The sequence below is a fragment of the Saccharothrix sp. ST-888 genome (assembly GCF_000955975.1).
Taxonomy (GTDB): Bacteria; Actinomycetota; Actinomycetes; order Streptomycetales; family Streptomycetaceae; genus Kitasatospora.
The window spans coordinates 12,974-35,467 of sequence record NZ_JYJF01000020.1 but is presented as its reverse complement, the minus strand read 5'-3'; the positions used below and the strand labels follow the sequence as shown (position 1 = coordinate 35,467).

General features: G+C 71.8%; 22 protein-coding genes. 3 read left to right on the top strand and 19 right to left on the bottom strand.

The genetic code is table 11. The annotated features are described in order from the left end of the window. Nucleotides 1-103: 103 nt before the first annotated feature. The gene (locus UK12_RS10120; RefSeq protein ID WP_045301974.1) at nucleotides 104-1,267 is read left to right on the top strand and encodes a heparan-alpha-glucosaminide N-acetyltransferase domain-containing protein; all 1,164 of its coding nucleotides are present in this window, start codon (nucleotides 104-106) and stop codon (nucleotides 1,265-1,267) included. Nucleotides 1,268-1,304: 37 nt separating this feature from the next. On the opposite strand, the gene UK12_RS10115 is transcribed toward UK12_RS10120, so the two are convergent. The 16 genes from UK12_RS10115 to UK12_RS10040 form a co-directional block, all read right to left on the bottom strand. Further along, nucleotides 1,305-2,153, bottom strand: coding sequence for an SDR family oxidoreductase (locus UK12_RS10115; RefSeq protein WP_045301972.1), 849 nt, complete (start codon nucleotides 2,151-2,153; stop codon nucleotides 1,305-1,307). A 180-nt stretch (nucleotides 2,154-2,333) separates the two neighbouring features. Beyond that, the gene (locus tag UK12_RS10110; protein WP_045301970.1) at nucleotides 2,334-3,065 is read right to left on the bottom strand and encodes a hypothetical protein; all 732 of its coding nucleotides are present in this window, start codon (nucleotides 3,063-3,065) and stop codon (nucleotides 2,334-2,336) included. Between the two features lie 53 nt (nucleotides 3,066-3,118). Next, a complete protein-coding gene (locus tag UK12_RS10105; protein ID WP_045302035.1) occupies nucleotides 3,119-3,661 on the bottom strand; it encodes a nuclear transport factor 2 family protein in 543 nt (180 codons plus the stop codon). 22 nt (nucleotides 3,662-3,683) lie between these two features. After that, nucleotides 3,684-4,298 (bottom strand): nuclear transport factor 2 family protein, encoded by a 615-nt coding sequence (locus tag UK12_RS10100; protein WP_052681776.1) that lies wholly within the window; start codon nucleotides 4,296-4,298, stop codon nucleotides 3,684-3,686. A gap of 18 nt (nucleotides 4,299-4,316) precedes the next feature. Continuing rightward, entirely contained in the window at nucleotides 4,317-4,829 is a 513-nt protein-coding gene (locus tag UK12_RS10095) for a hypothetical protein (protein WP_045301968.1), read from the bottom strand. Next, nucleotides 4,826-6,109 carry an MlaD family protein gene (locus tag UK12_RS10090; protein ID WP_045301966.1) on the bottom strand — a complete coding sequence of 428 codons (1,284 nt, stop codon included), beginning with the start codon at nucleotides 6,107-6,109 and terminating at the stop codon, nucleotides 4,826-4,828. The genes UK12_RS10095 and UK12_RS10090 overlap by 4 nt, the downstream gene beginning before the upstream one ends. Next, nucleotides 6,109-7,311, bottom strand: coding sequence for an MCE family protein (locus tag UK12_RS10085; protein WP_045301965.1), 1,203 nt, complete (start codon nucleotides 7,309-7,311; stop codon nucleotides 6,109-6,111). Before UK12_RS10085 ends, UK12_RS10090 begins: the two co-directional genes overlap by 1 nt. Continuing rightward, nucleotides 7,308-8,378 carry an MCE family protein gene (locus UK12_RS10080; RefSeq protein WP_052681775.1) on the bottom strand — a complete coding sequence of 357 codons (1,071 nt, stop codon included), beginning with the start codon at nucleotides 8,376-8,378 and terminating at the stop codon, nucleotides 7,308-7,310. Before UK12_RS10080 ends, UK12_RS10085 begins: the two co-directional genes overlap by 4 nt. Beyond that, entirely contained in the window at nucleotides 8,378-9,406 is a 1,029-nt protein-coding gene (locus UK12_RS10075; RefSeq protein WP_045301964.1) for an MCE family protein, read from the bottom strand. Before UK12_RS10075 ends, UK12_RS10080 begins: the two co-directional genes overlap by 1 nt. Further along, the gene (locus tag UK12_RS10070; RefSeq protein WP_045301962.1) at nucleotides 9,403-10,434 is read right to left on the bottom strand and encodes an MCE family protein; all 1,032 of its coding nucleotides are present in this window, start codon (nucleotides 10,432-10,434) and stop codon (nucleotides 9,403-9,405) included. The genes UK12_RS10075 and UK12_RS10070 overlap by 4 nt, the downstream gene beginning before the upstream one ends. Next, the gene (locus UK12_RS10065; RefSeq protein ID WP_045301960.1) at nucleotides 10,431-11,672 is read right to left on the bottom strand and encodes an MCE family protein; all 1,242 of its coding nucleotides are present in this window, start codon (nucleotides 11,670-11,672) and stop codon (nucleotides 10,431-10,433) included. The genes UK12_RS10070 and UK12_RS10065 overlap by 4 nt, the downstream gene beginning before the upstream one ends. Beyond that, nucleotides 11,669-12,511 (bottom strand): MlaE family ABC transporter permease, encoded by an 843-nt coding sequence (locus UK12_RS10060; RefSeq protein WP_045301958.1) that lies wholly within the window; start codon nucleotides 12,509-12,511, stop codon nucleotides 11,669-11,671. The genes UK12_RS10065 and UK12_RS10060 overlap by 4 nt, the downstream gene beginning before the upstream one ends. 4 nt (nucleotides 12,512-12,515) lie before the next feature. Continuing rightward, on the bottom strand, nucleotides 12,516-13,298 hold the full coding sequence (locus UK12_RS10055) for an MlaE family ABC transporter permease (protein WP_045301956.1): 783 nt from the start codon (nucleotides 13,296-13,298) through the stop codon (nucleotides 12,516-12,518). Further along, nucleotides 13,295-14,257, bottom strand: coding sequence for an ABC transporter ATP-binding protein (locus UK12_RS10050; protein WP_045301954.1), 963 nt, complete (start codon nucleotides 14,255-14,257; stop codon nucleotides 13,295-13,297). The genes UK12_RS10055 and UK12_RS10050 overlap by 4 nt, the downstream gene beginning before the upstream one ends. A 13-nt stretch (nucleotides 14,258-14,270) precedes the next feature. After that, on the bottom strand, nucleotides 14,271-15,866 hold the full coding sequence (locus UK12_RS10045) for a DUF6801 domain-containing protein (protein WP_045301952.1): 1,596 nt from the start codon (nucleotides 15,864-15,866) through the stop codon (nucleotides 14,271-14,273). A gap of 384 nt (nucleotides 15,867-16,250) precedes the next feature. Continuing rightward, nucleotides 16,251-16,874, bottom strand: coding sequence for a hypothetical protein (locus UK12_RS10040; protein ID WP_045301949.1), 624 nt, complete (start codon nucleotides 16,872-16,874; stop codon nucleotides 16,251-16,253). A 492-nt stretch (nucleotides 16,875-17,366) separates the two neighbouring features. Here UK12_RS10040 and UK12_RS10035 point away from each other — a divergent pair, with 492 nt between their 5' ends. Further along, nucleotides 17,367-18,572 (top strand): helix-turn-helix domain-containing protein, encoded by a 1,206-nt coding sequence (locus UK12_RS10035; protein WP_045301947.1) that lies wholly within the window; start codon nucleotides 17,367-17,369, stop codon nucleotides 18,570-18,572. Between the two features lie 121 nt (nucleotides 18,573-18,693). Here UK12_RS10035 and UK12_RS10030 read toward each other — a convergent pair whose 3' ends face one another. After that, nucleotides 18,694-19,869, bottom strand: a complete 1,176-nt coding sequence (locus UK12_RS10030; RefSeq protein ID WP_269432005.1) for an amidohydrolase — start codon at nucleotides 19,867-19,869, stop codon at nucleotides 18,694-18,696. Between the two features lie 58 nt (nucleotides 19,870-19,927). Between UK12_RS10030 and UK12_RS10025 the strand changes: the two genes are divergently transcribed. Beyond that, entirely contained in the window at nucleotides 19,928-20,854 is a 927-nt protein-coding gene (locus UK12_RS10025) for a 1-phosphofructokinase family hexose kinase (RefSeq protein ID WP_045301945.1), read from the top strand. A gap of 71 nt (nucleotides 20,855-20,925) precedes the next feature. Here the strand turns inward: UK12_RS10025 and UK12_RS10020 are convergent, their stop codons facing one another. Together UK12_RS10020 and UK12_RS10015 are read right to left on the bottom strand one after the other, a co-directional pair. After that, entirely contained in the window at nucleotides 20,926-21,642 is a 717-nt protein-coding gene (locus UK12_RS10020) for a 4'-phosphopantetheinyl transferase family protein (protein ID WP_045301943.1), read from the bottom strand. A gap of 388 nt (nucleotides 21,643-22,030) precedes the next feature. After that, nucleotides 22,031-22,435 carry a VOC family protein gene (locus UK12_RS10015; protein ID WP_045301941.1) on the bottom strand — a complete coding sequence of 135 codons (405 nt, stop codon included), beginning with the start codon at nucleotides 22,433-22,435 and terminating at the stop codon, nucleotides 22,031-22,033. Between the last annotated feature and the right edge of the window lie 59 nt (nucleotides 22,436-22,494).

Sequence of the window (22,494 nt, the reverse complement as noted above, 5' to 3'; positions counted from 1 at the left end):
CTCGACGGCGCACGCCGCCACGCCGCACGCCCCGTCGATCGACAGGGGCACTTCCCCTCCTTGCGGCGTACGTACTGGCCCGTAGAGGCCCAAGACTTGGTTCATGTCCGCTGACACCGTCACCAACCACCCGACCGGTCAGCCGAGTTCGGCCTCCCCGGGACGTCTGCTCGGCCTCGATCTGGCGCGCGGCCTGGCCGTACTCGGCATGTTCGCCGCCCACGTCGGGCCGGCCCAGGACGAGGACGGGCCGATCGGCCTGGCCGCACAGTTCGCGCACGGGCGCGCCTCCGCCCTGTTCGCGATGCTGGCCGGCGTCTCCCTGGCGCTGATCGCAGGGCGCAGCCCGCGAGTCGGCCGCGACGGCCGGCAGGCCGCGGCCAGGATCGCGCTGCGGGCGCTCGTCCTGCTGGCCGCCGGCAGTGCCCTGACCGCGCTGGACACCCCCGTCGCGGTGATCCTCGCCTACTACGGCGTCTACTTCCTGCTGGCCCTGCCGCTGGCCCGGCTGGCGGCCGGACCGCTGGCCGCCGCCGCGCTGGGCTGGGCCCTGATCGGACCGCAGCTCTCCTTCGTGCTCAGGACCGGGCTGGAGGCCCGGGACTGGACGGGCCCGCTCACCGCTCTCGACCCGATCGCCCACCTCAGCGGCGAGGGGCTGCTCGCCCTGCTGCTCACCGGCAGCTACCCGGCACTCACCTGGATGCCGTTCGTGCTCGCGGGCATGGCCCTCGGGCGGCTCGACCTGACCGCCCCCCGGGTACGCTCCCGGCTGGCCGCCACGGGAGCGGCACTGATCGCCGTCGGCTACGGCGGCGCCTGGCTGGCCTGCCGGCTCGTCCCGGCGAACGTGAACTGGTGGGACGGCCCCGAGGACGGCACCGTGGACACCTCCCAGCCGGCCGGGCTGCTGACCGCCGCCCCGCACAGCGGGACCACCTTCGAGATCCTCGGCGCCCTCGGCGTCGCGCTGAGCATCCTCGTCGCCTGCACCGCACTGCTGGCGCGGCGGCCCTCGGTCGGCGCCAGCCTGCCGGTGGCGTCGGTCGTTGCCGTGGGCGCGCTCTCGCTGTCCGTGTACGTCGGGCACATCGTGCTGATCGAGGCCCTGGGCGGGGAGCAGCTGCCCGACTCACCGGCGCTGCTGCTGGCAGGATTCAGCGCACTGGCCCTGGCACTGGCCTGGGGCTGGACCCGCCGGTTCCGGCGCGGCCCGCTGGAGACGGCGCTGCACCGGGCCACGCTGCTGGCCCGCTTCGTCCGCTGACGGCCGGACCGGACGGGCCGGGGTCAGGTGGGCTGGGTCAGACGGGCCGGGGGCCGGCGATGCTCTCGGCCGCCTGGACGAACTGCGGCAGCCACTCGTCGAAACCGGCCTTGCCGACGAGCTCCATCGCCATCTCGGTCTCCTGGCCGACCAGCGTGTGCAGCGGCGTGCCGGGGTTCTCCACGGCCGCGACGATGGCGTCCGCGACCACGCCGGGCTCCCCGGCCCCCTCGCCGATGCGCGCCAGGAACCGGGCCAGCCAGGCCTCGTCCGCCGCGTACGGGTCGCCCTCGGACACCTCCCGGGTGGCCGCGTTCGAGTGGACGTCCGTGACGAAGCTGCCCGGCTCGATGGAGACCACGCGGACGCCGAACTGCGCCACCTCTCCGGCGAGGGCCTCGCTGATGGAGCCGAGCCCGGACTTGCTGGCCGCGTAGAACCCGCCGTAGGGCACTGCCCAGATCCGGCCCGCCAGCGAGCTGACGTTGACGATGACCCCGCCACCGTTGGCCCGCATGGCCGGGAGGGCAGCGCGGATGGTGCGCAGCGGCCCCCAGAAGTTGGTCTCCAGCACCGCCCTGGCCTGCTCGATGGGGGCGGCCTCGACGGCGCCGTTGTAGTCGATCCCGGCGTTGTTCACCAGGACGTCGATCGCCCCGTGCCGCTCCTCCACGGTCCGTACCGCCGCTGCCACGGAGGCGTCGTCGGTGACGTCCAGGGCCAGCACCTCGATGTCGAGGCCCGCCGCGCGGGCGCGCTCCCCGAGCCGGTCGGCCTTGGCCGGGTTCCGCATCGTGGCGTAGGTACGGTCCCCTCGTCGGGCGAATGCGAGTGCCGTCTCCAGACCGATCCCGCTGCTGCAACCGGTGATGAGTACCGCTGCCACGCGGACCTCCCTGTTCGTGGATCCCGAGAGTGAGCTGCGGCCGGGTCGTACCGGTGGACACACGGCCGACCAGGCCGGATGGCTCGCAGACTACGACAGGGGCCGGGCCGGCCGATCCCCCTAACTCCCCCTACCATCGGCCCTGTTGCACTGTCTGAGGAGCGAGGGGCAGCCGGTCGCTCAGCGGCCGAAGGTGTCGATGTCGGAGATCTTCCAGGTGCCGTCCCGGTGAACCACGTCCACCGCGAACATCGCGGGCGAGTAGGCGGTGCCGGTGTCGGACTTCGACGGGTCGGCAGCGGCCGCAGCGGACTTGGCCGGTTGAGCGGTGCCGGTGTTGCGCTGGTCCGCGTAGATCAGCAGCCGCGCCCGGTCCCCGTCGATCGCGACCACCCCGGCATTGGTGACGGTCGTGGTCAGGACCATCTTCTGCTGCGGCCCCTGCTTGCGGACCTCGGCGAGCATGGTCGCGTACTGCTGTACGGCCTGGCCGATCAGCAGCCGCTTTGCCGCGTCGTCGGTACGCGCGGTGTCGGCGTAGTTGTACGAGAAGAGGGTGTTGACCGCCTGCGAGACGGTGCCTTTGACCTCGCTGGTCCGGGCGGCGTCGGCGAGCGCCGCGTTCTTGGCCGGCGAGCCGTCGCGCAGGTCGGCCGCACGGGCGGCCGACCAGGCGGCGAAACCACCCAGCAGCAGGGTGAGCACGGCGAGTACGGCCGGCCAGCGCACCCGGCCGCGACGCCCGGGAGCATCGGCCACCTCCGCCACCGTGCCGGGCTCGGCCACCACATCGGGCTCGGGGTCGACGCCCGCACGACGCTCGGGCGCCCCGGGCGTACGGACGGGACGGGACGGCGCGGCGGAGGCTGCCAGGCGACGCTGACGGTTGATCAGGTGACGGGTGGTGGACATCTGCACTGGTCCTCTCGCATGCGGCGGCGCGCACCGGAACTTCTCGACGGGGGCTACGGGTTGGCGGCGCTGTCGCCCATCGGCGCCTGGCCGAGGGCGCTGAGCTTCCAGCCGTCGCCGGTGCGGGTGAGTTCGGCGAGCATCCTGGCCTCCTTGGTGGCCGGGGTGTTCTTCGGTGCCGCGACGGCGATCCGCAGCGCCACCATCACGCTCGCCCGGCCCGCCCGGTCATCCAGCTCGGTCACCGCGCCCGACAGCACCTTGGCGGTGGTCACCGTCTGCGCCTGCTGCACCTGCTTGGTGAACTCGGCCCGGCCCTGCACCAGTTGGCTGTGCAGATCGCCGGTGGTCGAGCTCTCCCAGATGTCCAGGCCGTGCGAGAGGTCGGCGTGGTCGAGGGTGTTCATGTTCTGCACGGCCTGCTCGCCCACCGCGAGCACCCGGTCCCGGTCCTGCGCGAAGGCGGCGGTGCCGTCGTGCGCCGCCGCATACCAGGACCAGCCCGACCAGGCCGCCAGGACCGCCGCCAGCGCGGCCAGCCCGGTGGCCACCGCCGACAGCGGACTCCTCGGCGCGCCCGGCCTGCGTACTGCCATCATTCGTCTCCCCACACCGGAATCAACGGGACTTGAGCTCGGTGATCCGCCAGTGGCCGTCCTTGCGGTGGGCCGTCACCGAGAGCTGGGCGGCCACCATGGTGGCCTGCCGTTCCTTGCGCTGCGCGGTCTGGTCGAGGAACACCAGCAACTGCGCCTGATCGCCTTCCAGTTGCACCACCCCGACCCGTACCACCCGGGTGCTGAGGATCAGCTGCTGCTCCGGCGCCCGCTGCTGCACCTGCGCGAACAGCTGCTGGTACTGGGTGGCGGCCGGCCCGTCCAGCAACGCGCGGGCCGCCTGCGCGGTGGCTGCGGTGTCCCCGGTGCTGTACGAGAGGACCTTGGCGAGCGCACTGCCCACCTCCGCGATCACGGCATCGGTGGCGGCGGAGTCGGTGAGCGCCCGGTTGGCGGCCGCCGGGGCGTCCCGGGCCTCGACGCCTGCGTACAGGAAGCCTCCGCCGCCGAGCAGCAGGGCGCCGATCGCCCCCCAGGCGAGCCGGCGGCGCCACCGGACGGCGGCGGGCACCTCGTGGGAAGGCACCTCGTCGACGGACGCCTCGTCGGCAGGCGACAGTTCGGGGTCCGGGGCCTCGGCAGCCGGGGCCTCGTCGGCCGGAACTTCGGTGGTCATCTGCGGGGTCCTCCCGGGTCAGCTCGCGCCGACGGGTACGGCGGTGAGCGAGGTGACCTTCCAGCCGTCGGGGGTGCGGGCCAGGCCCGCCTCGAAGCGCTTGCGATCGGTACCGGTGGTGCCGGTCGCCGTCCCGCCCGACAACGGCGTCAACTCGACCTGCACGGTGGCGATCAGGCGTGCCGTCCCCGCGCGGGTGTCGAGCTCGGTGACGGCGGCGTCCGTGACGGTCCCCCGGGCGGAGGTGCCGGCCTTGGCCACCGCTGCGCCGTCCGCGCCGCTGCTGCTCCGCAGCTGGTCGTGGAGCACGCCGGTGGTCGCGTCCAGCCACTGCCGCAGGCCGGCGGCGGAGTCCTTGGCGTCGATGCTGTTCAGCCGGGCCAGCTCTGCCCGGCCGTCGGCCAGCGCGGAGTCCCGTGCCTCGGCGCGGCGGAGCCGGGGGTCGTCCCCGGTCTGCGCGTACCACCAGCCGGAGGCGGCGCAGAACAGGACGGCGACGATCGCGGTCGCCCACCGGATGCGGTGGCTCATCGGGCGGTGTCCTCCAGTCCGAGCAGTCCGGCGAGGCCGTTCGGCGCAGCGCCCGGCAGCGCGGGCAGTGCCAGTGCGCCGGGCAGCGCGGCAGCGGGCGTCCGGTCCGAGCCGCCCGTACCGGCGGTGCCTGCGGCCGCCGCGGTGCCCGGCCTAGCCGGTGTCGGCACGCCGCCGGTGGGCGCGTTGGCGGAGCCGCGTACGTCGATCCCGGTACCGGGCGGACTGGTGCAGCGGGCAGCGGTGTTGAGGGCCGGTCCGGTACCGGTGTCGAGGCCGTTGCGGTAGCCGGTGCCGCCGTATCCGGCGGTGCAGGGCAGCGGGGAGAAGAAGGTCAGCGCCATCCCGACGTGGGCGCCGCCGTCGTCCACGGCGGTCGCTCCGGCGGCGGCCACCTGCGGCAGCCGGACCAGGAGTTCCTCGATGCCGTGCTGCCGGGTGACGGCGAGGTCGGAGGTGGTGAGCAGATTGGCGAGCACCACGCTGAGGCTCGGGTCGAGGTCCTTGACCAGGGCGGTGACCTGTCCGGCGGCGAGCGGTGCGTTGGCGATCACGCGGCGCAGGTCGGTGTCGGACTTGCCGAGCTGGGCGGCGAGTTGGCTCGCCCCGTCGGCGAAGGAGCGGATCGCGTCGGCCTCGTCGGCCTGGGTGTGCAGCACGGTACGCCCGTCGTTGATCAGGACGGTGTTGCCGGGCAGCGCCTGGTCGGCGGCCTTCAGGAAGCTGTTGCTGTTGTCCAGCAGCGTCTGGAGGTTGGCGCCCTGCCCGGCGAAGGTCTTGCCGAGTTCGTCCACCACCGTGCGCAGCGACTGGAGCGGGACCGAGGTGGTCAGGGTGTCCAGGCTGGTCAGCAGGTTGGTGACGGGCGCGGGGGTGCTGGTGTCCTGGCGCGCGACGATCGAACCGTTCTCCAGGTAGGGCCCGGCGTCGCTGCTCGGCCGCAGGTCGATGTACTGCTCGCCGACGGCGGAGAGGTCGGCCACCACCGCCTGGAGCCGGGCCGGGATGCGTGGCGCGGAGTCGGAGATCCGCAGCTCGGCCTCGACGCCGTCGGGGGTGAGCCGGATCGGCCCGACCCGGCCGACCGAGACCCCCCGGTAGGTGACGTTGGCGTGCTCGAACAGGCCGCCGGTCTGGGCGAGTCGGACCTGGACGGAGTAGTAGCCGCGCAGGCCCGCGTACCGTCCGAGGTCGGCGTAGCGGACCGCGATGAAGCCCAGCACGAGCACCGCGATGAGCAGGAAGGCGAGGTTCTTCAGCCGGGTGGCGAGGGTGAGCATCACTGCCCCCTTCCGGCGGACGTACCGCCTGGGCTCGGCTGTACCGTCGGCTGGCCCGTCGGTGTACCGCTCGGCTGTTCCGTGGGCGCACCGCTCGGCCCTCCGGCGGCGAGCGGGGGCAGCGGCAGCGGCAGGTGGGCCAGGCCGTCGGCGGGCGGCGGCGGGGCGGGCGGGTCGGCGTTGTCGTCGGGGTCGAGGGCCGGGATGATCTGCGTCCCGGGTGCGGCGGTCATCGAGAGGTAGACGTTGAGGTAGTCGCCCTTGACCCCGCGCAGCACCTCGTCGGTGAAGGGGTAGGTGGCCAGTACCTGCAGTGAGTCCGGCAGCGCCTTTCCGGCGGCGGCGAGCCGTTGCAGGGTCGGCGCGAGTGCCTTGAGGCCGGCCACCATGTCGTCCTTGCTGCGGTTGACGGTGTCGACGGCGACTCCGGAGAGGGTGTCCAGCGACCGGAGCATGGTGACCAGCGAACTGCGCTGCTGTTCGAGCACCTTGAGCCCGGGACTCAGATCGGTGAGCACGGTGCCGATCTGCCGGTTGCGGCCGGCCAGGGTGGCGGAGAGCCGGTCGATGCCGTCGAGGGCGTCGGTGATGTCCTTGCGGTGCGCGTCGAGTTGGCCGGCCAGGGTGTCGAGCTGCCCGAGCATCGAGCGCAGCTGCGGCTCGTTTCCGGTCAGTGCCTTGTTCAACTCGACGTTGATGGTGTGCAGTTGCTGGATGCCGCCGCCGTTGAGGAGCATCGACAGCGCCCCGAAGACCTCCTCGACCTCGGCGTTGCGGTTGGTCCGGTCGAGCGGGATGACCGCACCGCTGCGCAGCTCGCCCTGCGCGCTCTCGCCGCGCGGGGGCGTGGAGAGCTGGACGTACTTCTCGCCCAGCAGGCTGGACTGTTCCAGCTGGGCGTAGGCGTTGGCGGGCAGCCGGACCGAGCCGTTGATCCGCATGGTGACCACGGCGGTCCAGTCGTCGGCTGCGAGCGTGATCCCGGTGACCCGGCCCACCGCGACGTCGTTGACCTTGACCGAGGCCTGCGGCACCAGGCTGAGGACGTCGGCGAACTGCGCCTTGACCTCGTACGGGTGGCTGCCGAGGTCGGCGCCGCCGGGCAGCGGCAGGTCCTGGATGCCGCCGCTGAAACCTGTCGAACAGCCGGTCAGGACCGCTCCCAGGACGAGCGCGGTGGCTGCGACGACTGCTGTTCTCATCGGCCGGCCTCCTGCGGGCTGGTACCGGTCGTGGTTCCGGTCGCGGCGCCGCCGGGCGTGCTCCCCGTCGTCGTGCTCCCGGTCGCCGGGAACGGCAGCGGCAGCGGCAGTCCCATGCTGAGCTCGTTGAGGTTCGCCCGGCCGTCGATGGTGCCGTGCGCCGGGTCATAGGCGTTCAGGACGTTGCCGGCGGCGAGCGGCACGGTGTCGAGGAGTTCGGCGAGGGAGGCCCGCTGGTCGACCAGGGTCTGGGTGATCGGTGCGAGCCGGTCCACACTCGTCCTGAGCCTGCTGCGGTTGTCCTGGATGAAGGTCTTCACCTGACCCAGCGCGGTGGCGAGTTGCTGGAGCGCGGCGCCGAGGTTCTCCTTGTCGTCGGCCAGGAAGCCGCTGACGGTGGCGAGTCGGTCGGTGGCCGAGCGCACCTTGTCGTCGTTGTTCTTCAGCATGGTGGTGAAGGACTGGAGTTCGGTCAGCATGGCGAACAGGTCGTCGCGGTGGTCGGACAGCGTGCGGGTGGCCTGGCCGAGTTGACCGATCGCCTGTCCCATCGCCGGTCCGTTGCCGTCGAGGTTCCGCGCGCCGACGTCGAGCAGCCGGGAGAGCGCCCCGGTGGCGTTGGCTCCGTTCGGACCGAGGGCGTCGGAGAGCCGGGTGATGCTCTGGTAGAGCTGGTCGATCTCGACCGGGGTCCCGGTCCGGTCGGCGGGGATCTCGGCGTGGTCACTGATCTGCGGTCCGCCGGTCCAGGCGGGAGTGAGCTGGATGTAGCGGTCGGAGACCACGCTCGGCGCCACCACCAGGGCGTGCGCGTCGGCGGGGACGGGCACGCCCCGGTCGAGGGTCATGGTGACCCTGACCCGCGTGCCCTGTGGCCGGATGGAGTCCACCGTGCCGACCTTCACTCCGAGCACCCGCAGGTCGGACCCGGCGTAGACGCCGACGGTGTGGTCGAAGTACGCGGTGAGGTGCTTGCCGTCGTCGCCGGGCAGGACGAGGACCACGGCGCCGACGGCGACCACGGCCGCGGCCCCGGCGGCGGTCAGGCGCTGCCGTACGGTGAGCACTAGTTGCCCCCTTGCGGCTTGGGCGGCATGCAGCCGGTGGCGGGCTGGGACCCGGTGGGCAGGTAGTTCCTGGGGACGACCCCGCAGAGGTAGCCGTCGAACCAGCGGCCACTGCCGACCGTGTTGCCCACCAGCCGGTAGTACGGCCCGACCAGGGCGAGTGCCTGGTCGAGGCCGTCCCGGTTGGCGAGCAGCACGGTGGTGACCCGGTCGAGCGCGGTCAGGGTGGGCGCCAGCTCTCGCTCGTTGTCGGCGACCAGCCCGCTGAGCTGGGTGCTCAGGCTCTGGGTGCCGAGCAGCAGTTGGTGGATGGCGTCGCGGCGGCGCTGGAGTTCGCCGAGCAGCTGGTCGCCGTCGGCGAGCAGCTGCTCGAAGCGCCCGTTCTGGCCGGCCAGGGTGGTGGTCAGCTTCCGGCTGCCGGAGAGCAGTTCGGCGAGCCGGCTGTCGCGGCTCGCGATGGTCCTGGACAGGGCGGAGAGGCCGTCGGCGGCGCTGCGCACGGAGGCGGGGGTGTCCTTGAAGGTGTCGGCGATGGTCTGGAAGCTCTGCGCGAGCTGCTTGGTGTCCAGGGCGCCGAGGGTCTGCCCGAGGCCGTCGAAGGCCTTGTTGACGTCGTAGGGCGAGGTGGTGCGGCTGGCCGGGATCCGGCTGGCGGGGTTCTGTCTGCCGGATCCGAGCGGGTCGACGGCCAGGTACTTCTCGCCGAGCAGGGTCTTGATGCCGATCGCGGCGGTGCTGGCGTCGCCGATCCAGGCGTTCTCGACCCGGAAGCCGACCTCGACCTTGGCGCCGTCCAGGGCGACGGTGGTCACCTTGCCGACCTTGACCCCGGCGATCCGCACCTCGTTGCCGGGGCGCAGCCCGGCCGCCTCGGTGAAGTCGGCGCGGTAGTCGGTGCCGCCGCCGATCAGCGGCAGGTCGTCGGCGTAGGTGACCCCGGCCCCGAGCAGTGCGATCAGCAGCAGTCCGACGGCGCCGACGGCGACGGGGTTGCGGTGGCGCAGCGGGGTGAACAGCGGGCCCTTCATCCTCGGCACCTCGGCTCGGTGACGGTGATGCCGGTGGGTGCCTTGCTGCCGTCCGAGGTGGTGACGCCGGACACCGTGGCCTCGCAGAGGTAGAGGTTGAGCCAGGAGCCGTAGGAGGCGATCCTGCCGACCGCGCGCAGCTTCCGGGGGGTCTTCTGCAGGAAGTCCTCCAGCTGCGGTGTGCCGTCGGCGAGGTTGGCGGACAGCGCGCCGAGCTGGGCGATGGAGTCCTTCAGCGGTGCGCGGCCGTCCTGGAGCAGTCCGGCGGTGCTGGTGGTGAGCTCGGCGATGGCGCTGATGGACCGGCCGATCGGCTGCCGGTCGGCGTTGAAGCCGGTGACCAGCTGCTGCAGGGCGGTCACCAGGTCGGTGAGGCCGGACTCGTGCGAGTTCACGGTGCTCAGCACGGAGTTGAGGTTGTCGATGACCTGTCCGATCACCTGGTCCTTGCCGGCCAGGGTGGTGGTCAGCGAGCCGACGCTGCGCAGCAGGCTCTGCACGGTGCCGCCCTCGCCCTGGAGGACCTGGACGATCTCCCCGGCCAGCTGGTTGACCTCGTTCGGGGACAGGCCCTGGAACAGCGGCTGGAAGCCGTTGAACAGCTGGGTGAGGTCGAGCGCCGGGGTGGTGCGGTCCAGCGGGATGGTGGTGCCGGGCTTCAGGGTCGCACCGAGCGGTCCGGGGCCCTGCTGGAGGTCGATGTAGCGCTGGCCCACCAGGTTGAGGTACTTGACCGAGGCGGTGACCGAGGCGGGCAGCGGCCGGTCCCGGCGGACCGAGAAGTGCACCTCGGCGATCCGGCGGTCGACCACACCGATGCGGTCCACCTGGCCGACCTTGACCCCGGCGATGCGGATGCTGTCACCGGTGGCGAGTCCGGTGGTGTCGGTGAACCTGGCGTCGTAGCCGACGGTGTCGCCGATCGCGGTGTTGGCGATGCCCAGGGCCAGCACGGCGGTGGAGAGGGTGGTGACCAGGACGAAGGCCAGCGACTTGGCGAGCGGCCCGGCGAGGCTGCGGCGTTTCACTTCAGGGTCACCTCCGCGCCGCGCAGCACGGGCCCGAGCAGCAGGCTGCTCCAGTCGGGCAGGTCCGCTGCCTTCGCGTTCATCCCGGGGGCCAGGAGCTCGTTCACCAGCTGGTTCTCCTGCGGGGAGTTGGGCAGTCCGAGGGTCTGGTCGGCCGCCGGGGTGGGTGCGACGGTGCGCCCGGTGTAGGGCAGGGCGTAGCAGTGCGGTCCGCCGGTCGCCCGGTACACGGGGGTATCCCGGCCGGCCTGGTAGGCGCCGCGCGAGGCGACGGTGCTGACGGTGACGTGCAGTCCCGGCTCGTCGGTGCCCTTGCCGAGGGCCTTGTCCATGACGGGGACGAAGTCGGCGAGGGTCTGCAGGGTGCAGGGGAAGGACGGCGCGTACTTCGCCAGGAGTTGGAGCGTGGCCCTGCTGTCGGTGGTCAGGCGGATCAGGTTGTCCTTGTTGCGTTGCAGGAAGGAGGTCAACTCCTGTGCGGTGCCCGTGGTCCGGCCGTACAGGGTGTCGAGGTTCGCCTGCTGTTCCGCGATGGTGCCGCTGGTGCGGGTGAGGTCGGTGAGTGCCTGGACGATCTCGGGCGCGGCGTCGCCGTAGACCTGGCTGACCTTGACCAGCTGCTGGATGTCGTCGGTGAGGGCGGGCAGTTCGGGGTTGAGCTTCTGCAGGTAGGAGTCCAACTGCCTCAGGGTTTCGCCCAGTTGGCTGCCCCGGCCGTCGAGTGCGGTGGCGACGGCGTTCAGCGTGGCGGCCAGCTTCTGCGGCTGGACGGCGGTGAGCAGCGGCAGCAGGTGGTCGAGCACCTGCTGGAGTTCGACGGCGTCGGAGGAGCGGTCCTGCCCGATGGTGGCGCCCGCCGCGAGCGCGCGGCCGCCGGAGGTCCCGCCCGGGACGAGCGCGACGAAGCGCTCGCCGAACAGGGTGGTGGGCAGCATCTGGGCGCTGACGTCGGCGGGTATCCGCCCGATCCTGGCGGGGTCGATGGCGAGGGTGAGCCGTGCGCCGTCGCCGTCCGCGCTGATCTTCCGGACCTGGCCGACCACGACGCCGCGCAGCTTCACGTCGGCGCCCAGGTGCATCTCGTTGCCGATGCTGCCGGTCTCCACCACGACGGTGTCGCTGTCGGTGAAGTCCTTGTCGTAGACGGCGACGGCCAGCCAGGCCAGCAGGACGGGTGCCATCAGGAACGCCACCCCGGCCGTTCTGCGGCGTGCGACGCCGCCCCGGGGCGCGTTCATCCGGCCACCCGCACGGTGGTGGTGGCACCCCAGATGGCCAGGCTGAGCAGGAAGTCGGTGATGCTGATGATCACGATCGCGTTCCGCACGGACCGCCCGACGGCGACGCCGACCCCGGCCGGGCCGCCCTTGGCGTGGTAGCCGTAGTAGCAGTGCGCAAGGATCACGATCACGCTGAAGATCAGCACCTTGAGGGTGGAGAGCAGCACGTCGGACGGGGAGAGGAAGAGGTTGAAGTAGTGGTCGTAGGTGCCCTGCGACTGGCCGTTGACGAAGACGGTGACGAAGCGCGAGGCGACGTACGAACTCAGCAGCCCCACCCCGTACAGCGGCACGAGCGCGACCACGCCCGCGATGATCCTGGTGCTGACCAGGTACGGCAGGCTGCGGATACCCATTCCCTCCAGGGCGTCCACCTCCTCGTTGATCCGCATCGCGCCGAGCTGCGCGGTGAAGCCCGCGCCGACGGTGGCGGAGAGGGCGAGGCCGGCGACCAGCGGGGCGATCTCACGGGTGTTGAAGTAGGCGGAGATGAAGCCGGTGAACGCGGTGGTGCCGAGCTGGTTCATCGCCGCATAGCCCTGGAGGCCGACCACGGTGCCGGTGGCGGCGGTCATCCCGATCATCACGCCGACGGTGCCGCCGATGACGCCGAGGCCGCCGCTGCCGAACGCGACCTCGGCGAGCAGGCGTTGCACCTCCCTGAGGTACCGGTGCAGGGTGCGCGGAATCCAGAGCACCGCGGCGAGGTGGAAGAGCAGGTGGTCACCGGTCTCGTCCAGCCAGGCCAGTGGCCGGCGCACCCGGGCCGCGGGCTTGTCGCGGTCGAGCAGGCTCATCGGCTCAGGCCCCCTTCTGCGGGACGAGTTGCAGGTAGAGGGCGGTCAGTACGGTGTTCACCAGGAAGAGCAGCAGGAAGGTGATCACCACCGACTGGTTGACCGCGTCCCCGACCCCCTTCGGGCCGCCCTTGGGGTTGAGGCCCCGGTAGGCGGCGACCACACCCGCGATGAAGCCGAAGACCAGGGCCTTGAACTCGCTGATGTACAGGTCGGGCAGCTGGGCGAGGGCGGAGAAGCTGGACAGGTACGCGCCCGGGGTGCCGTGCTGGAGGATCACGTTGAAGAAGTAGCCGCCGAGCGTGCCGACCACCGAGACCAGGCCGTTGAGCAGGACGGCCACCAGCATGGTCGCCAGCACCCGCGGCACGATGAGCCGCTGGATCGGCGAGACGCCCATCACCTCCATCGCGTCCAGCTCCTCGCGGATCTTCCGGGAGCCGAGGTCGGCACAGATCGCCGAGCCGCCCGCGCCCGCGATCAGCAGGGCCACGATCAGCGGGCTGGCCTGCTGGATCACCGCCAGCACACTGGCGCCGCCGGTGAACGACTGCGCCCCCAACTGCTGTGCCAGGGAGCCGACCTGGAGGGCGATCACGGCACCGAACGGGATCGACACCAGCGCGGCCGGCAGGATGGTCACGCTGGCGACGAACCAGAACTGCTCGATCAGCTCGCGCACCTGGAACGGCCGCCGGAAGGTGTCCCGGACGGTGGTCGCGGAGAGCGCGAACAGCCGTCCGGTCTCGCGCAGCGCGCCGGTCAGCGGGATCCCGGGCAGGCTCATACCGGCTCCCCCTGTGCCTGGACCGCGCGCCGGGCGGCGGGGGTGAGCTGGTCCCACATCGCCAGGACGCGCTGCCGCCGCTGCTGCACCGCACGGCGCTCGGGCAGTCCCGGCGAGGGCTGCAACTGGGCGGCGACCGGGCGGGCCTCGATCGCGGGCTCCCCGCTGCGCCGCTCCAGCGCGAGCGTCGCCTGGTCCTTCTCCTCCGACATCCCGATCGGTCCGGCCCGGCGTCCGCTGAGGAACTGCTGCACCACCGGCTCCTCGCTGGTCAGCAGCAGCTCCCGGGGCCCGAAGCCGACCAGGTTCCGCCGGAACAGCATGCCCAGGTTGTCGGGCACGGTGGCGGCGATGTCCAGGTTGTGGGTGACGATCAGCATGGTGGCGTCGGTCTGCGCGTTCAGGTCGATCAGCAGCTGCGACAGGTACGAGGTGCGCACCGGGTCGAGCCCCGAGTCCGGCTCGTCGCACAGCACGATCTGCGGATCGAGCACCAGCGCCCGTGCCAGCCCCGCGCGTTTGCGCATCCCGCCGGAGATCTCCCCGGGCAGTTTGGCCTCCGCGCCGACCAGGCCGACCATCTCCATCCGCTCCATCACGATCCGGCGGATCTCCGTCTCCTTCTTGCGGGTGTGCTCCCGCAGCGGGAAGGCGACGTTGTCGAAGAGGTTCATCGACCCGAACAGCGCGCCGTCCTGGAACATCAGCCCGAACAGCTTGCGGGCCTCGAAGATGTCCTGCTCGGGACTGCGCACCATGTCCACCCCGTTGACCAGCACCCGGCCCCGCTCGGGCTTGAGCAGGCCGATCACCGACTTCAGGAACACGGTCTTGCCGGTGCCCGAGGGGCCGAGCATCACGCTGACCTCACCGGGCGGCAGGGTGAGCGTCACGTCCTGCCAGACGGTCTGTCCGCCGAAGGACTTCGTCAGGCCCTCGACGACGACTTCGATTCCCATGGCACCTCCCTGGTCACCGGCGATGGGGCAGCGACGGCATCACGACCGGCGCGCACTTGGGGTCCGACGGGTCATCGGTCGAGGGGAAGCAGAGCGGGCCCTGCTCCAGGTTCAGCGAGTTGTCCGGCCCCGAAACCGCCGCCGTGAACAGGGCATCGAGGTTGTCACCGCCGGTGCCGCAACCGGTGAAGGGCGGAATGTAGAGGTCCTTCTGGGAGATCGGGCCGCCGCCCTGCAGCGAGTAGTCCGGCTTGCCGTCCCCGCCGCCCGGCAGGAAGCTGTCCTGCCGTCCGCGCAGGGCCAGCTTGACCGGCTGGGCCGTCGTGCAGTCGGGACCCACGTCCAGCGGCGTCCCGTTGATCTTCACATCGGAGATCCGCATCGACTGGTAGCCGTAGATGGCGAACTCGATCGGCTCGTTCCAGAAGGCGTTCCCGATCGCGACGATGGTCAGCCCGCCGACCGGTTTCAACTCCAGCTTCGCGGTGGTCGGCATGAAGCCGTAGGTCAGGAACGTCGCCCGGGCCGCGGGCAGTTGCAGCGACCCGACCGAGTCGACCTCCATGTAGTGCGGGTAGTCGTCCAGGTTCTGGAACGCCAGCCGGCGGCTCGCGTTGACCCGGACCAGCGCCGGGGAGGCCGCCGGATCGTTGATGAGCGAAGCCTGGCCGAGCTTGGTGATGTTGGCGTAGCCGACCGCATAGCCGCAGGCCGCGTTCTCGGGCATCGGCGGGGACCCCGGCGCCGGGAAGACCTTGTCGTGCTCGGGATCGGGCAGCGGCGGCAGGAACTCCGGGTCCAGCGCGGCGGTCGGCACCGGCTGGCAGTCCTCCGGTGTCGCATCCGCCGGCCGGACCGGGACTGCCCCGCGCGCCGCACCCGGGGCCGGCGCCGGACCGGACGGCGCGGTCACTCCCGGACTCGAACTCAGCCCCGGGCTCGGGCTCCGGCTCGGGCTCCGGCCGGTCGCCCCGCTCGCCCCCGCCGACGGGCCGGACGAGGGATCGGCCGACGACGAGCCCACCGGTACCGTCCCGAGCACGGCCGCCGCACCCGCAGGCGGTGCACAGGTGACCGGGATCCCGCTTCCGGCCGCCTGCCCGGCCCGCAGCTCCAGCCGGAGCTCGCCCGCCGCGAAACCCACCGACCCCGCGCCGTCCGCCGCCGTCACCGAGGGCACCGGACCGCTCAGGGTGAACGTCAGCTCCCCCGTGCCCGCCACCGGCACCTCGGCCGCCGTCAGTTCGCCCCAGGACACCTCCCGGACCGAACTCCCCTGCGAGATCAGCGCGGTGAGCGCACCCGAAGCCGCCACCGCCGAGGCCCCGGCGGGTAGCAGCGCCGCCACCGCCTCCCGGGGGAGGCTCACCGTGACCGTCAACTTCCCCGGCTGTACCTGCCGTTGGCCGAAAGCCGCCGCCGGATACGCCTGGCTGAACCCGACCGTGACCCGCTGCGCCCCCGAAGGCAGGGAGCAGCTGTACGACGCGGACACCTTCCCGTCCTGCTCCCCCACCGCGACCTGCGCCAGCACAAGCCCCGCCGCCAGCATGGCCGCTGCGACCACTGCGGGCCGCGCGGTGCGGCGCCGGCCGACTGCATGCCTCATGTGCCGTACTCCTCGGACAGGTTCGACGTACGAGCGCGGGAAATCGCCGCACCGTACGGCGGGATAAAGGAATCGGGGGCGAACTCGTTCGGGAGGCCGGACACTACGTCCGGGTAACAAGCGGCGGCAAGTGATCTCACACCGGAATGTTCGGCGGGTTCGCCGGGACCGCTGTTCTTTGTCAACCGATGACAAATCAGCTGCGGAGGATTGTCCTCCGCTGAGCATTCCGACAGGGCCCTGCGGCCCGGCGATCCGGACCGCAGAGCCCCACGGTCGAGCTCTCACTTCTCGGCCGGCCTTCCGGCCGGGCTCACGACTCGGTAACGACTCGCGTCACAAGTCGCGTCACAAGCCGTGTGCCGAGCCGTGTGCCGACTCGCGTCACGGCGAGGTGATGGTCTGAGCCGAGTTGAGGACGTACTTGGCGGTGTAGGTGGCCGCGTCGCCGCTGTTCAGCAGACCGAGGCAGCTGCCGGAGACGTTGTAGGCGTGCAGGTTGCCGCCGCTGACGGCCAGCGTCCTGGTGGAGTTGGTGTAGGTGGCGTTGAGGGTGGCCGTGCTGCCCGCCGTCGCACCGCCGAAGTCCGCAGTGCAGCCGGCGCCGCTGATGTGGGCCTTCACGCCGGTGATCGTTCCCGTGGTGACACCGGTGGTGGCGTTGTAGCTGACGGCGTTGAGCGCCCACGGCGTGCCCTGGGAGGTGACGCTGAAGGTGATGCCGATCGGACCGGTGCAGCTGGCCCAGGCCACCGAGGTGATGGAGGATATCCCGGTGCCGGAGAGGCCCGAACCGCTCTGCAGAGTGCCCGCAGCGCTGGAGGAGGAACAGTTCAGCTGGGTGCCGGTGGAGTTGTCGGTCAGCACCGGGGAGGTCGCCTTCGCCGTCCACGCACCGCCCGGGGTCGCGGTCCACGTCCCGGCCGCCGCGGCCGGGCTCGCCGCGAATCCGACCGCCGCGACGAGCGCGCCTGCCACTGCGATGGTGGTCTTGCCGATCCTGTGCACGGGCCGTTCCCTTCTTGGAGTTGACGTGCTCAAGTTGACCCGCTTGCCAAATCTCGATCGGTGGTTTACCCGAAGAAAACCTGCTGCGGGTCAGGAAATCGTTCTTCCCGGAACGCGGCGGCGATTCCGTCGGCCGCACTCGCTGATGGGGGACGCTACGCACGGGTAACCCGGCCTGCAACAGTCCCGGCAGAGATTCTCGGCCAGTCCTTACTGCCCGGTATTTCCTTGTCTCCGCAGCAACAAGGAACCGGAGCAACGTTGTCCGCAGGTGAGTACGCGCCATCCGGGTGCGAGCCGCCGGACGAACCGCGTCCGGTCCACATCGCGCACCATCTTTCCGTGTCGCAGGTACTGCGCTTGCGGGCCGCTGTGGTCTATGTTTCAACGAACCACCCCACGTTGTCAGCACGCGCCCGATCAGGTCCGCGCTCCCCACCCCCGGACCGGCCGATGCCCCGCACGTGGACCCGAACAGTCAGGGGGACATCCATGGCCGGAGTGCGGCAGACCTCTCGGCTGGCCGAGCCGCTGGGACCGGTGCCGCGCGAGCTGGCCGCCATCATGCGACCCGAACTGCCGAGCCTGCTCAAGGAGATGGCCTCCGAGATCGTCGCCGCCATCCCGGAGTACGCCGAGCTCCTCAGCGGCCCCAGCGCCAAGGTGATCCGGGTCGGCATCGAACAGAACATCGCCACCTTCGTCGACCAGATCGCCGCCCCCACCGCCACCACCTCGCTGCGCGACGAGATGTGCCGCCGCTTCGGCCGCTACGAGGCGTACGAGGGACGCAGCCTGGACATGCTCCAGGACGCCTACCGGATCGGCTGCCAGGTCGCGCTGCGCCGGGCCCGCAGCGTCGGAAAGCGCTACAACCTCTCCGCCACCGTGCTGATGGCCTTCGCCGACGCGCTCTTCGCCTACATGGGCGACATCGCCGAACTCTCCCGCGAGGGCTACCTGCAGGCGATGGCCGAACTCGGCGAGGAGCCCGACAACCGGCGGCGACGGCTGCTACGCCGGATCCTCACCGGCTCCTCGGTCGCCCGCAGCGCGCTCGCCGAACTCGCCGAGCACGCCGCCTGGCCGTTACCCGAGGAGGTCACCATGATCGCGCTCAGCCCGGGTGCCAAACCCGCCCGTGCGGCGCTCGACCGGGACATCCTGCTGGACCTCGCCGACCCGGAGCCGCACCTGCTGGTCCCCGGCCCGCTGGACGAGGACCGGGTCGCCTCGCTGACCGCGGCCCTCGCCGGCTGCCGGGCGGCGGTCGGGCTCACCACCCCGCTCAGCGACGCCGCCGACTCGCTGCGCTGGGCCCGCCAGACGCTGGCGCTGGCCGAGGCCGGCATCATCCCGCCCCAGTCGCTCGCCCGCGGCGAGGACCATCTACTCCCGCTCTGGCTGCTGGGCGACACCGGACTGGTCCGCCAGCTGGCGAAGAAGTACCTCAGCCCGCTCGCCGGGCTCACCCCCACCCAGCGCACCCGCCTGATCGATACCCTGCGGACCTGGCTCACCACCCGGGGCACCGCAAGCCAGGTGGCCGAGATCCTCGGTGTCCACCCCCAGACCGTCCGCTACCGGATGCGCCTGATCGACCGCGCCTTCGGCGACCAACTCGCCGACCCGGACAACCGCTTCGCGACCGAGGTGGCCCTCCGCGCCCTCCACCTCCACAACGGCGGCTCGGTCTGAAGCCCGACCACGCACCGCCTCCAGGAGCGGGGAACCGCGCCGCTCCGCACGTCCTTGAAAAGCCCGCCGCGCGGCTCCCCGCGCTCCTGTCCCGTCCCCCAGCACAGCCCGCCGTCCGGCCCTACTCCCCGCCCCGGTGCACCACCCGTCCGCCGACCATCGTCAACCGCACCTCCGCCTCGGCGAACTCGTCCGCGGGAGCCAGCACCGGATCGAGCCCGAACGCGGTGAGGTCGGCCCGGCAGCCGGGCGCGATCCGTCCCGCGACCGCCTCCTCACCCGCCGCCCGCGCCGCGTGCGAGGTGTAACCCTCCAACGCCATCAGCCCGGTGAGCGCCTGACCGGGCTGGACCGGCGCGGCACCGGTCTCCCCCGGCAGCCGCCGCAGCCGCGCCGCGCCGATCACCTGCCGGGGGTCGTAGTGCGCGATCGGCCAGTCCGAGCCGAGCGCCAGGGTCGCACCGGCCTCCCGCAGATCCCGGCAGCGCCAGGCCCGTTCGGCCCGCTCCGGGCCGAGCCTGCGCGACCACTCGTCGCCGTGGTCCGCCCTGGTGTAGGCGGTGTGGCTGGGCTGCATCGACGCGGCGACGCCGAGCGCGGCGAAGCGGCCGAGCTGGCCGTCCGGCACGGTCTCGATGTGCTCGACCCGGTGCCGCATCCAGGCCGTTCCGAGCGCCTCGACCGTGTCCAGGACGTGTCGTACGCCCGCGTCACCGATCGCATGGGTGGCCGTCTGCACACCGGCCCGGTCAAGGTGGCCGACGGCTCGGCCGAATTCGGCGGTGTCCGGCCAGAAGGCGGCCGTTCCCTGGCCGTGGCAGTCCGGGTGCTCCAGCCAGGCGGTGCCGCCCTCCACCGTGCCGTCGATGAAGAACTTCACCCCGCCCACGGCCCGGTGGCGCCCGTCCCGGCGCTGGAGTTCGACCAGGTGGTCCAGACCATCCATGTCGATCCCGGGCATGCACCAGGGCGCGATCCGCAGCCGCAGCGGTAGATCGCCAGCACCCCGTCGGCGTGTCCATCGGTCATCGGAGTGATCACGAAATCGGCCACGGGCCACCCCTCGCACGGATCGACAACCACGGATCAACTCGCCCGCCCACGCTACCTTTTCCCACCGCCCTCGCCCTCCCCCAGTCGAGCTCCCTCTCGCGCGGGAGACAAGTCCCCTCCGTAGCGGGATGTGCCCACCGGGGCCCCACCGGTTGACTGATGACCACCAACGGAGCACCCACCCACCAAGCTGCCACCACACGGATGTTGCGCAAAACTGACCGTAACAACTACCAATGAGCATCATCAAGCATGGCCAGTCACCATTCACCAGCCCTCCGGCCGAGAGTGGAGCAACGCCCGTGATCCTCACCGTCACGCTCAACACCGCTGTCGATGTCACCTACCACCTGCCCACCGTGCGCCGCAACGCCAGCAACCGGGTCCGCGACGTCGCCCAGCGGGCCGGCGGCAAGGGGGTGAACGTGGCTCGTGTGCTCGCGGCCCTCGGGCACGAAGCCGTGCTCACCGGGCTGGCAGGCGGCGCCAACGGGCAACTGCTCCGCGCCGACCTCGCCACAGCCGGGCTGAACGACCAACTGGTCCCGATCGCCGGGGAGACCCGCCGCACGGTGGCACTCGTCGAGCAGGACACCGACCGGACCACCATGCTGCTCGAACCCGGCCCGGTGGTCACCGCTGCCGAGTGGTCCCGATTCCTCGCCCGCTACGAGCAGTTGCTCACCGGCTCGGCGGCCGTCGTACTCTCCGGGAGTCTCCCCGGCGGGCTGCCACCGGATGCGTACGGGGTCCTGATCGCCCTGGCAACCACCCATCAGGTGCCGGCGGTTCTGGACACCGACGGCCCGGCGCTGCTCGCCGCCCTCCCCGCCGGCCCGGCCCTGATCAAACCGAACGCCGACGAGCTGGCGACGGCCACCGGCAGCCCGGACCCGTCCGCTGGAGCCGAGGCGCTGCGCACCGCCGGGGCCGGGGCCGTGGTCGCCTCACTCGGCCCGGAGGGCCTCATAGCCACGACTTCACAAGGGAGTTGGCGAGCCCGTCCACCACGGACGGTGACCGGCAACCCCACCGGAGCAGGGGACGCCGTGGTGGCCGCCCTCACGATCGGCCTGGTCGCCGGCGCGCCCTGGCCCGACCGACTGGCCCAGGCCGTCGCACTGTCTGCGGCAACCGTCCTGGCCCCGCTGGCGGGAAGCTTCGACGCCGGGGCCTACCACCGGATGCTCCCCCTGGTCGAGGCCGAGCGGATACCACCCCGGAGCTGAGCCTCCGAGGCCGCCTCAGCTCCGCACCGCCCAGCGAGCCTCGCCTTGCACCCACCCCGCCCGCCTGGGCCTTACCCCAGGTCTGCCAGATCGACCACCCGAGGCCCGTCCGGGCTGACCACGGCAGCCGTCGCTTCGTGCTTCTCCTCGTCCCAGTCGAGCACATGCAGATCCTCGAAACGGCTGCTCAGCGGCACGCCGTCGACAGTCTCCAGCGGCAGGGCGGAGAGGTCGACCGCACCCATGCTGTCCAGCGTGATCCGCCCGACCTTGATCAGCGCCTCCTTGCGCACCCACTGCCGCAGGAACGCCCGCTGCGGGTCCGCATGCTTCTCGACCAGCCTCAACTCGGCCTCGGTCAGCACCCGCTCCATCACCTCGGGGTGCGGACCGGTCCGTTCCGCCCGCTCCACGTCGACGCCGACCGCACGGTAGCCCGCAGCTGCGGCGACCACGCCCTTGGTGTGCGAGAGGCTGACGTGGACCCCGGGGTGGTCCGGCAGGTACGGCTTGCCATGGCCGGCCTTCCCGCAGCCGGGGCAGGACTGAGCCAACGTCACACCGCCCGCAGTCATCCCGATCAACTGCGCGGCACAGAGCCGCACCAGGATGTGCGCCGCGACGAAGTCCTCCCGGGTGGACTCCTGTCGAAAGCGCGCTGCGCGCTCCCGCTCACCGTCGGTGAGCAGGCGCTCATCCACCCCGGGGAGTCGCAGCACCTCCGCACTGGCCGCAACCACAGCCAGCGGGCCGCCTCCCCTGCGGTCCGCATCCCTGTCGTCGTGCATCCCCGCCGCCTTTCCCCGTCTGCCCCTGCCCTCTGCCGAGGGGCCGAGGGACCAACCTACGAGGCACCGAAGGCGCGGATCAATCCACGACCGCCCCCACCCGCCACCAAGTCGACCGAACCAGCGCCAATTCTGCAGCAACACATCAGCAACCACCCTGAGAGGACATCCTCAACATCCTCACCACCACCGTCAGGAGACCGACGGATGCCAGTCCCGACCGTTCGCCCAAGAACTCAGCCTGACGCGCTTCGCGCCGTACGCCATCGGCTTCGGCGCGCCGGTCGGCTTCCGCCCGGCCACCCGCCGCCCGCGGCCCGGAGCGGATCACTGGGCTGGCCGCATCCCAGCCTCCTCCGGTCGACGACAGATCTTCGCTCAAGTCACCTCAGTACGACTGCAGTTCAATCAGGTTCCCGTCCGGGTCGCGCAGGTGCGCGGTCCGCATGCCGGGGCCCCACTCGGGCCGACTGGTGGGCGGGGCAGCCGGCCGGCCGCCGTGCCGCAGGCAGAGCTCGAACCCGGCATCGACATCGGCGACCCGGCTGACCAGCATCGCGCGGTCCTGCACCGGCGCATCGGCGGGCAGCTCAGCGGTGCCGACCACGGCGGCCAGCGCGCCCCGGTCGAAGAGCCGCAGCACGCCCTCCTCACCGACATCCCAACCGGCGTACGGCCCGGCCTCGGTACCGCCGGTCCGGACCGCGCCGGCCAACTGCGGCAGGACGGCGTCGTAGAACCGGAAGCACTCGGCAAAGCGGCTCACCAGCAGGCGCGAATGCAGGACATCCATCTTCGGCTCCCCGTCGTCCAGTGGACAGATTCAGTAGGTCGACACCCACCATTGGGTCG

What these genes read in the sequence shown, in the direction of transcription:
- UK12_RS10105 (WP_045302035.1), bottom strand. Translation starts at nt 3,661, where the DNA reads ATGGCAGTACGCAGGCCGGGCGCGCCGAGGAGTCCGCTGTCGGCGGTG.
- UK12_RS10065 (WP_045301960.1), bottom strand. Translation starts at nt 11,672, where the DNA reads ATGAACGCGCCCCGGGGCGGCGTCGCACGCCGCAGAACGGCCGGGGTG.
- UK12_RS10015 (WP_045301941.1), bottom strand. Translation starts at nt 22,435, where the DNA reads ATGGATGTCCTGCATTCGCGCCTGCTGGTGAGCCGCTTTGCCGAGTGC.
- UK12_RS10100 (WP_052681776.1), bottom strand. Translation starts at nt 4,298, where the DNA reads ATGACCACCGAAGTTCCGGCCGACGAGGCCCCGGCTGCCGAGGCCCCG.
- UK12_RS10075 (WP_045301964.1), bottom strand. Translation starts at nt 9,406, where the DNA reads ATGAAGGGCCCGCTGTTCACCCCGCTGCGCCACCGCAACCCCGTCGCC.
- UK12_RS10035 (WP_045301947.1), top strand. Translation starts at nt 17,367, where the DNA reads ATGGCCGGAGTGCGGCAGACCTCTCGGCTGGCCGAGCCGCTGGGACCG.
- UK12_RS10120 (WP_045301974.1), top strand. Translation starts at nt 104, where the DNA reads ATGTCCGCTGACACCGTCACCAACCACCCGACCGGTCAGCCGAGTTCG.
- UK12_RS10045 (WP_045301952.1), bottom strand. Translation starts at nt 15,866, where the DNA reads ATGAGGCATGCAGTCGGCCGGCGCCGCACCGCGCGGCCCGCAGTGGTC.
- UK12_RS10055 (WP_045301956.1), bottom strand. Translation starts at nt 13,298, where the DNA reads ATGAGCCTGCCCGGGATCCCGCTGACCGGCGCGCTGCGCGAGACCGGA.
- UK12_RS10050 (WP_045301954.1), bottom strand. Translation starts at nt 14,257, where the DNA reads ATGGGAATCGAAGTCGTCGTCGAGGGCCTGACGAAGTCCTTCGGCGGA.
- UK12_RS10020 (WP_045301943.1), bottom strand. Translation starts at nt 21,642, where the DNA reads ATGCACGACGACAGGGATGCGGACCGCAGGGGAGGCGGCCCGCTGGCT.
- UK12_RS10060 (WP_045301958.1), bottom strand. Translation starts at nt 12,511, where the DNA reads ATGAGCCTGCTCGACCGCGACAAGCCCGCGGCCCGGGTGCGCCGGCCA.
- UK12_RS10030 (WP_269432005.1), bottom strand. Translation starts at nt 19,869, where the DNA reads ATGCTCATTGGTAGTTGTTACGGTCAGTTTTGCGCAACATCCGTGTGG.
- UK12_RS10110 (WP_045301970.1), bottom strand. Translation starts at nt 3,065, where the DNA reads ATGTCCACCACCCGTCACCTGATCAACCGTCAGCGTCGCCTGGCAGCC.
- UK12_RS10090 (WP_045301966.1), bottom strand. Translation starts at nt 6,109, where the DNA reads ATGCTCACCCTCGCCACCCGGCTGAAGAACCTCGCCTTCCTGCTCATC.
- UK12_RS10085 (WP_045301965.1), bottom strand. Translation starts at nt 7,311, where the DNA reads ATGAGAACAGCAGTCGTCGCAGCCACCGCGCTCGTCCTGGGAGCGGTC.
- UK12_RS10095 (WP_045301968.1), bottom strand. Translation starts at nt 4,829, where the DNA reads ATGAGCCACCGCATCCGGTGGGCGACCGCGATCGTCGCCGTCCTGTTC.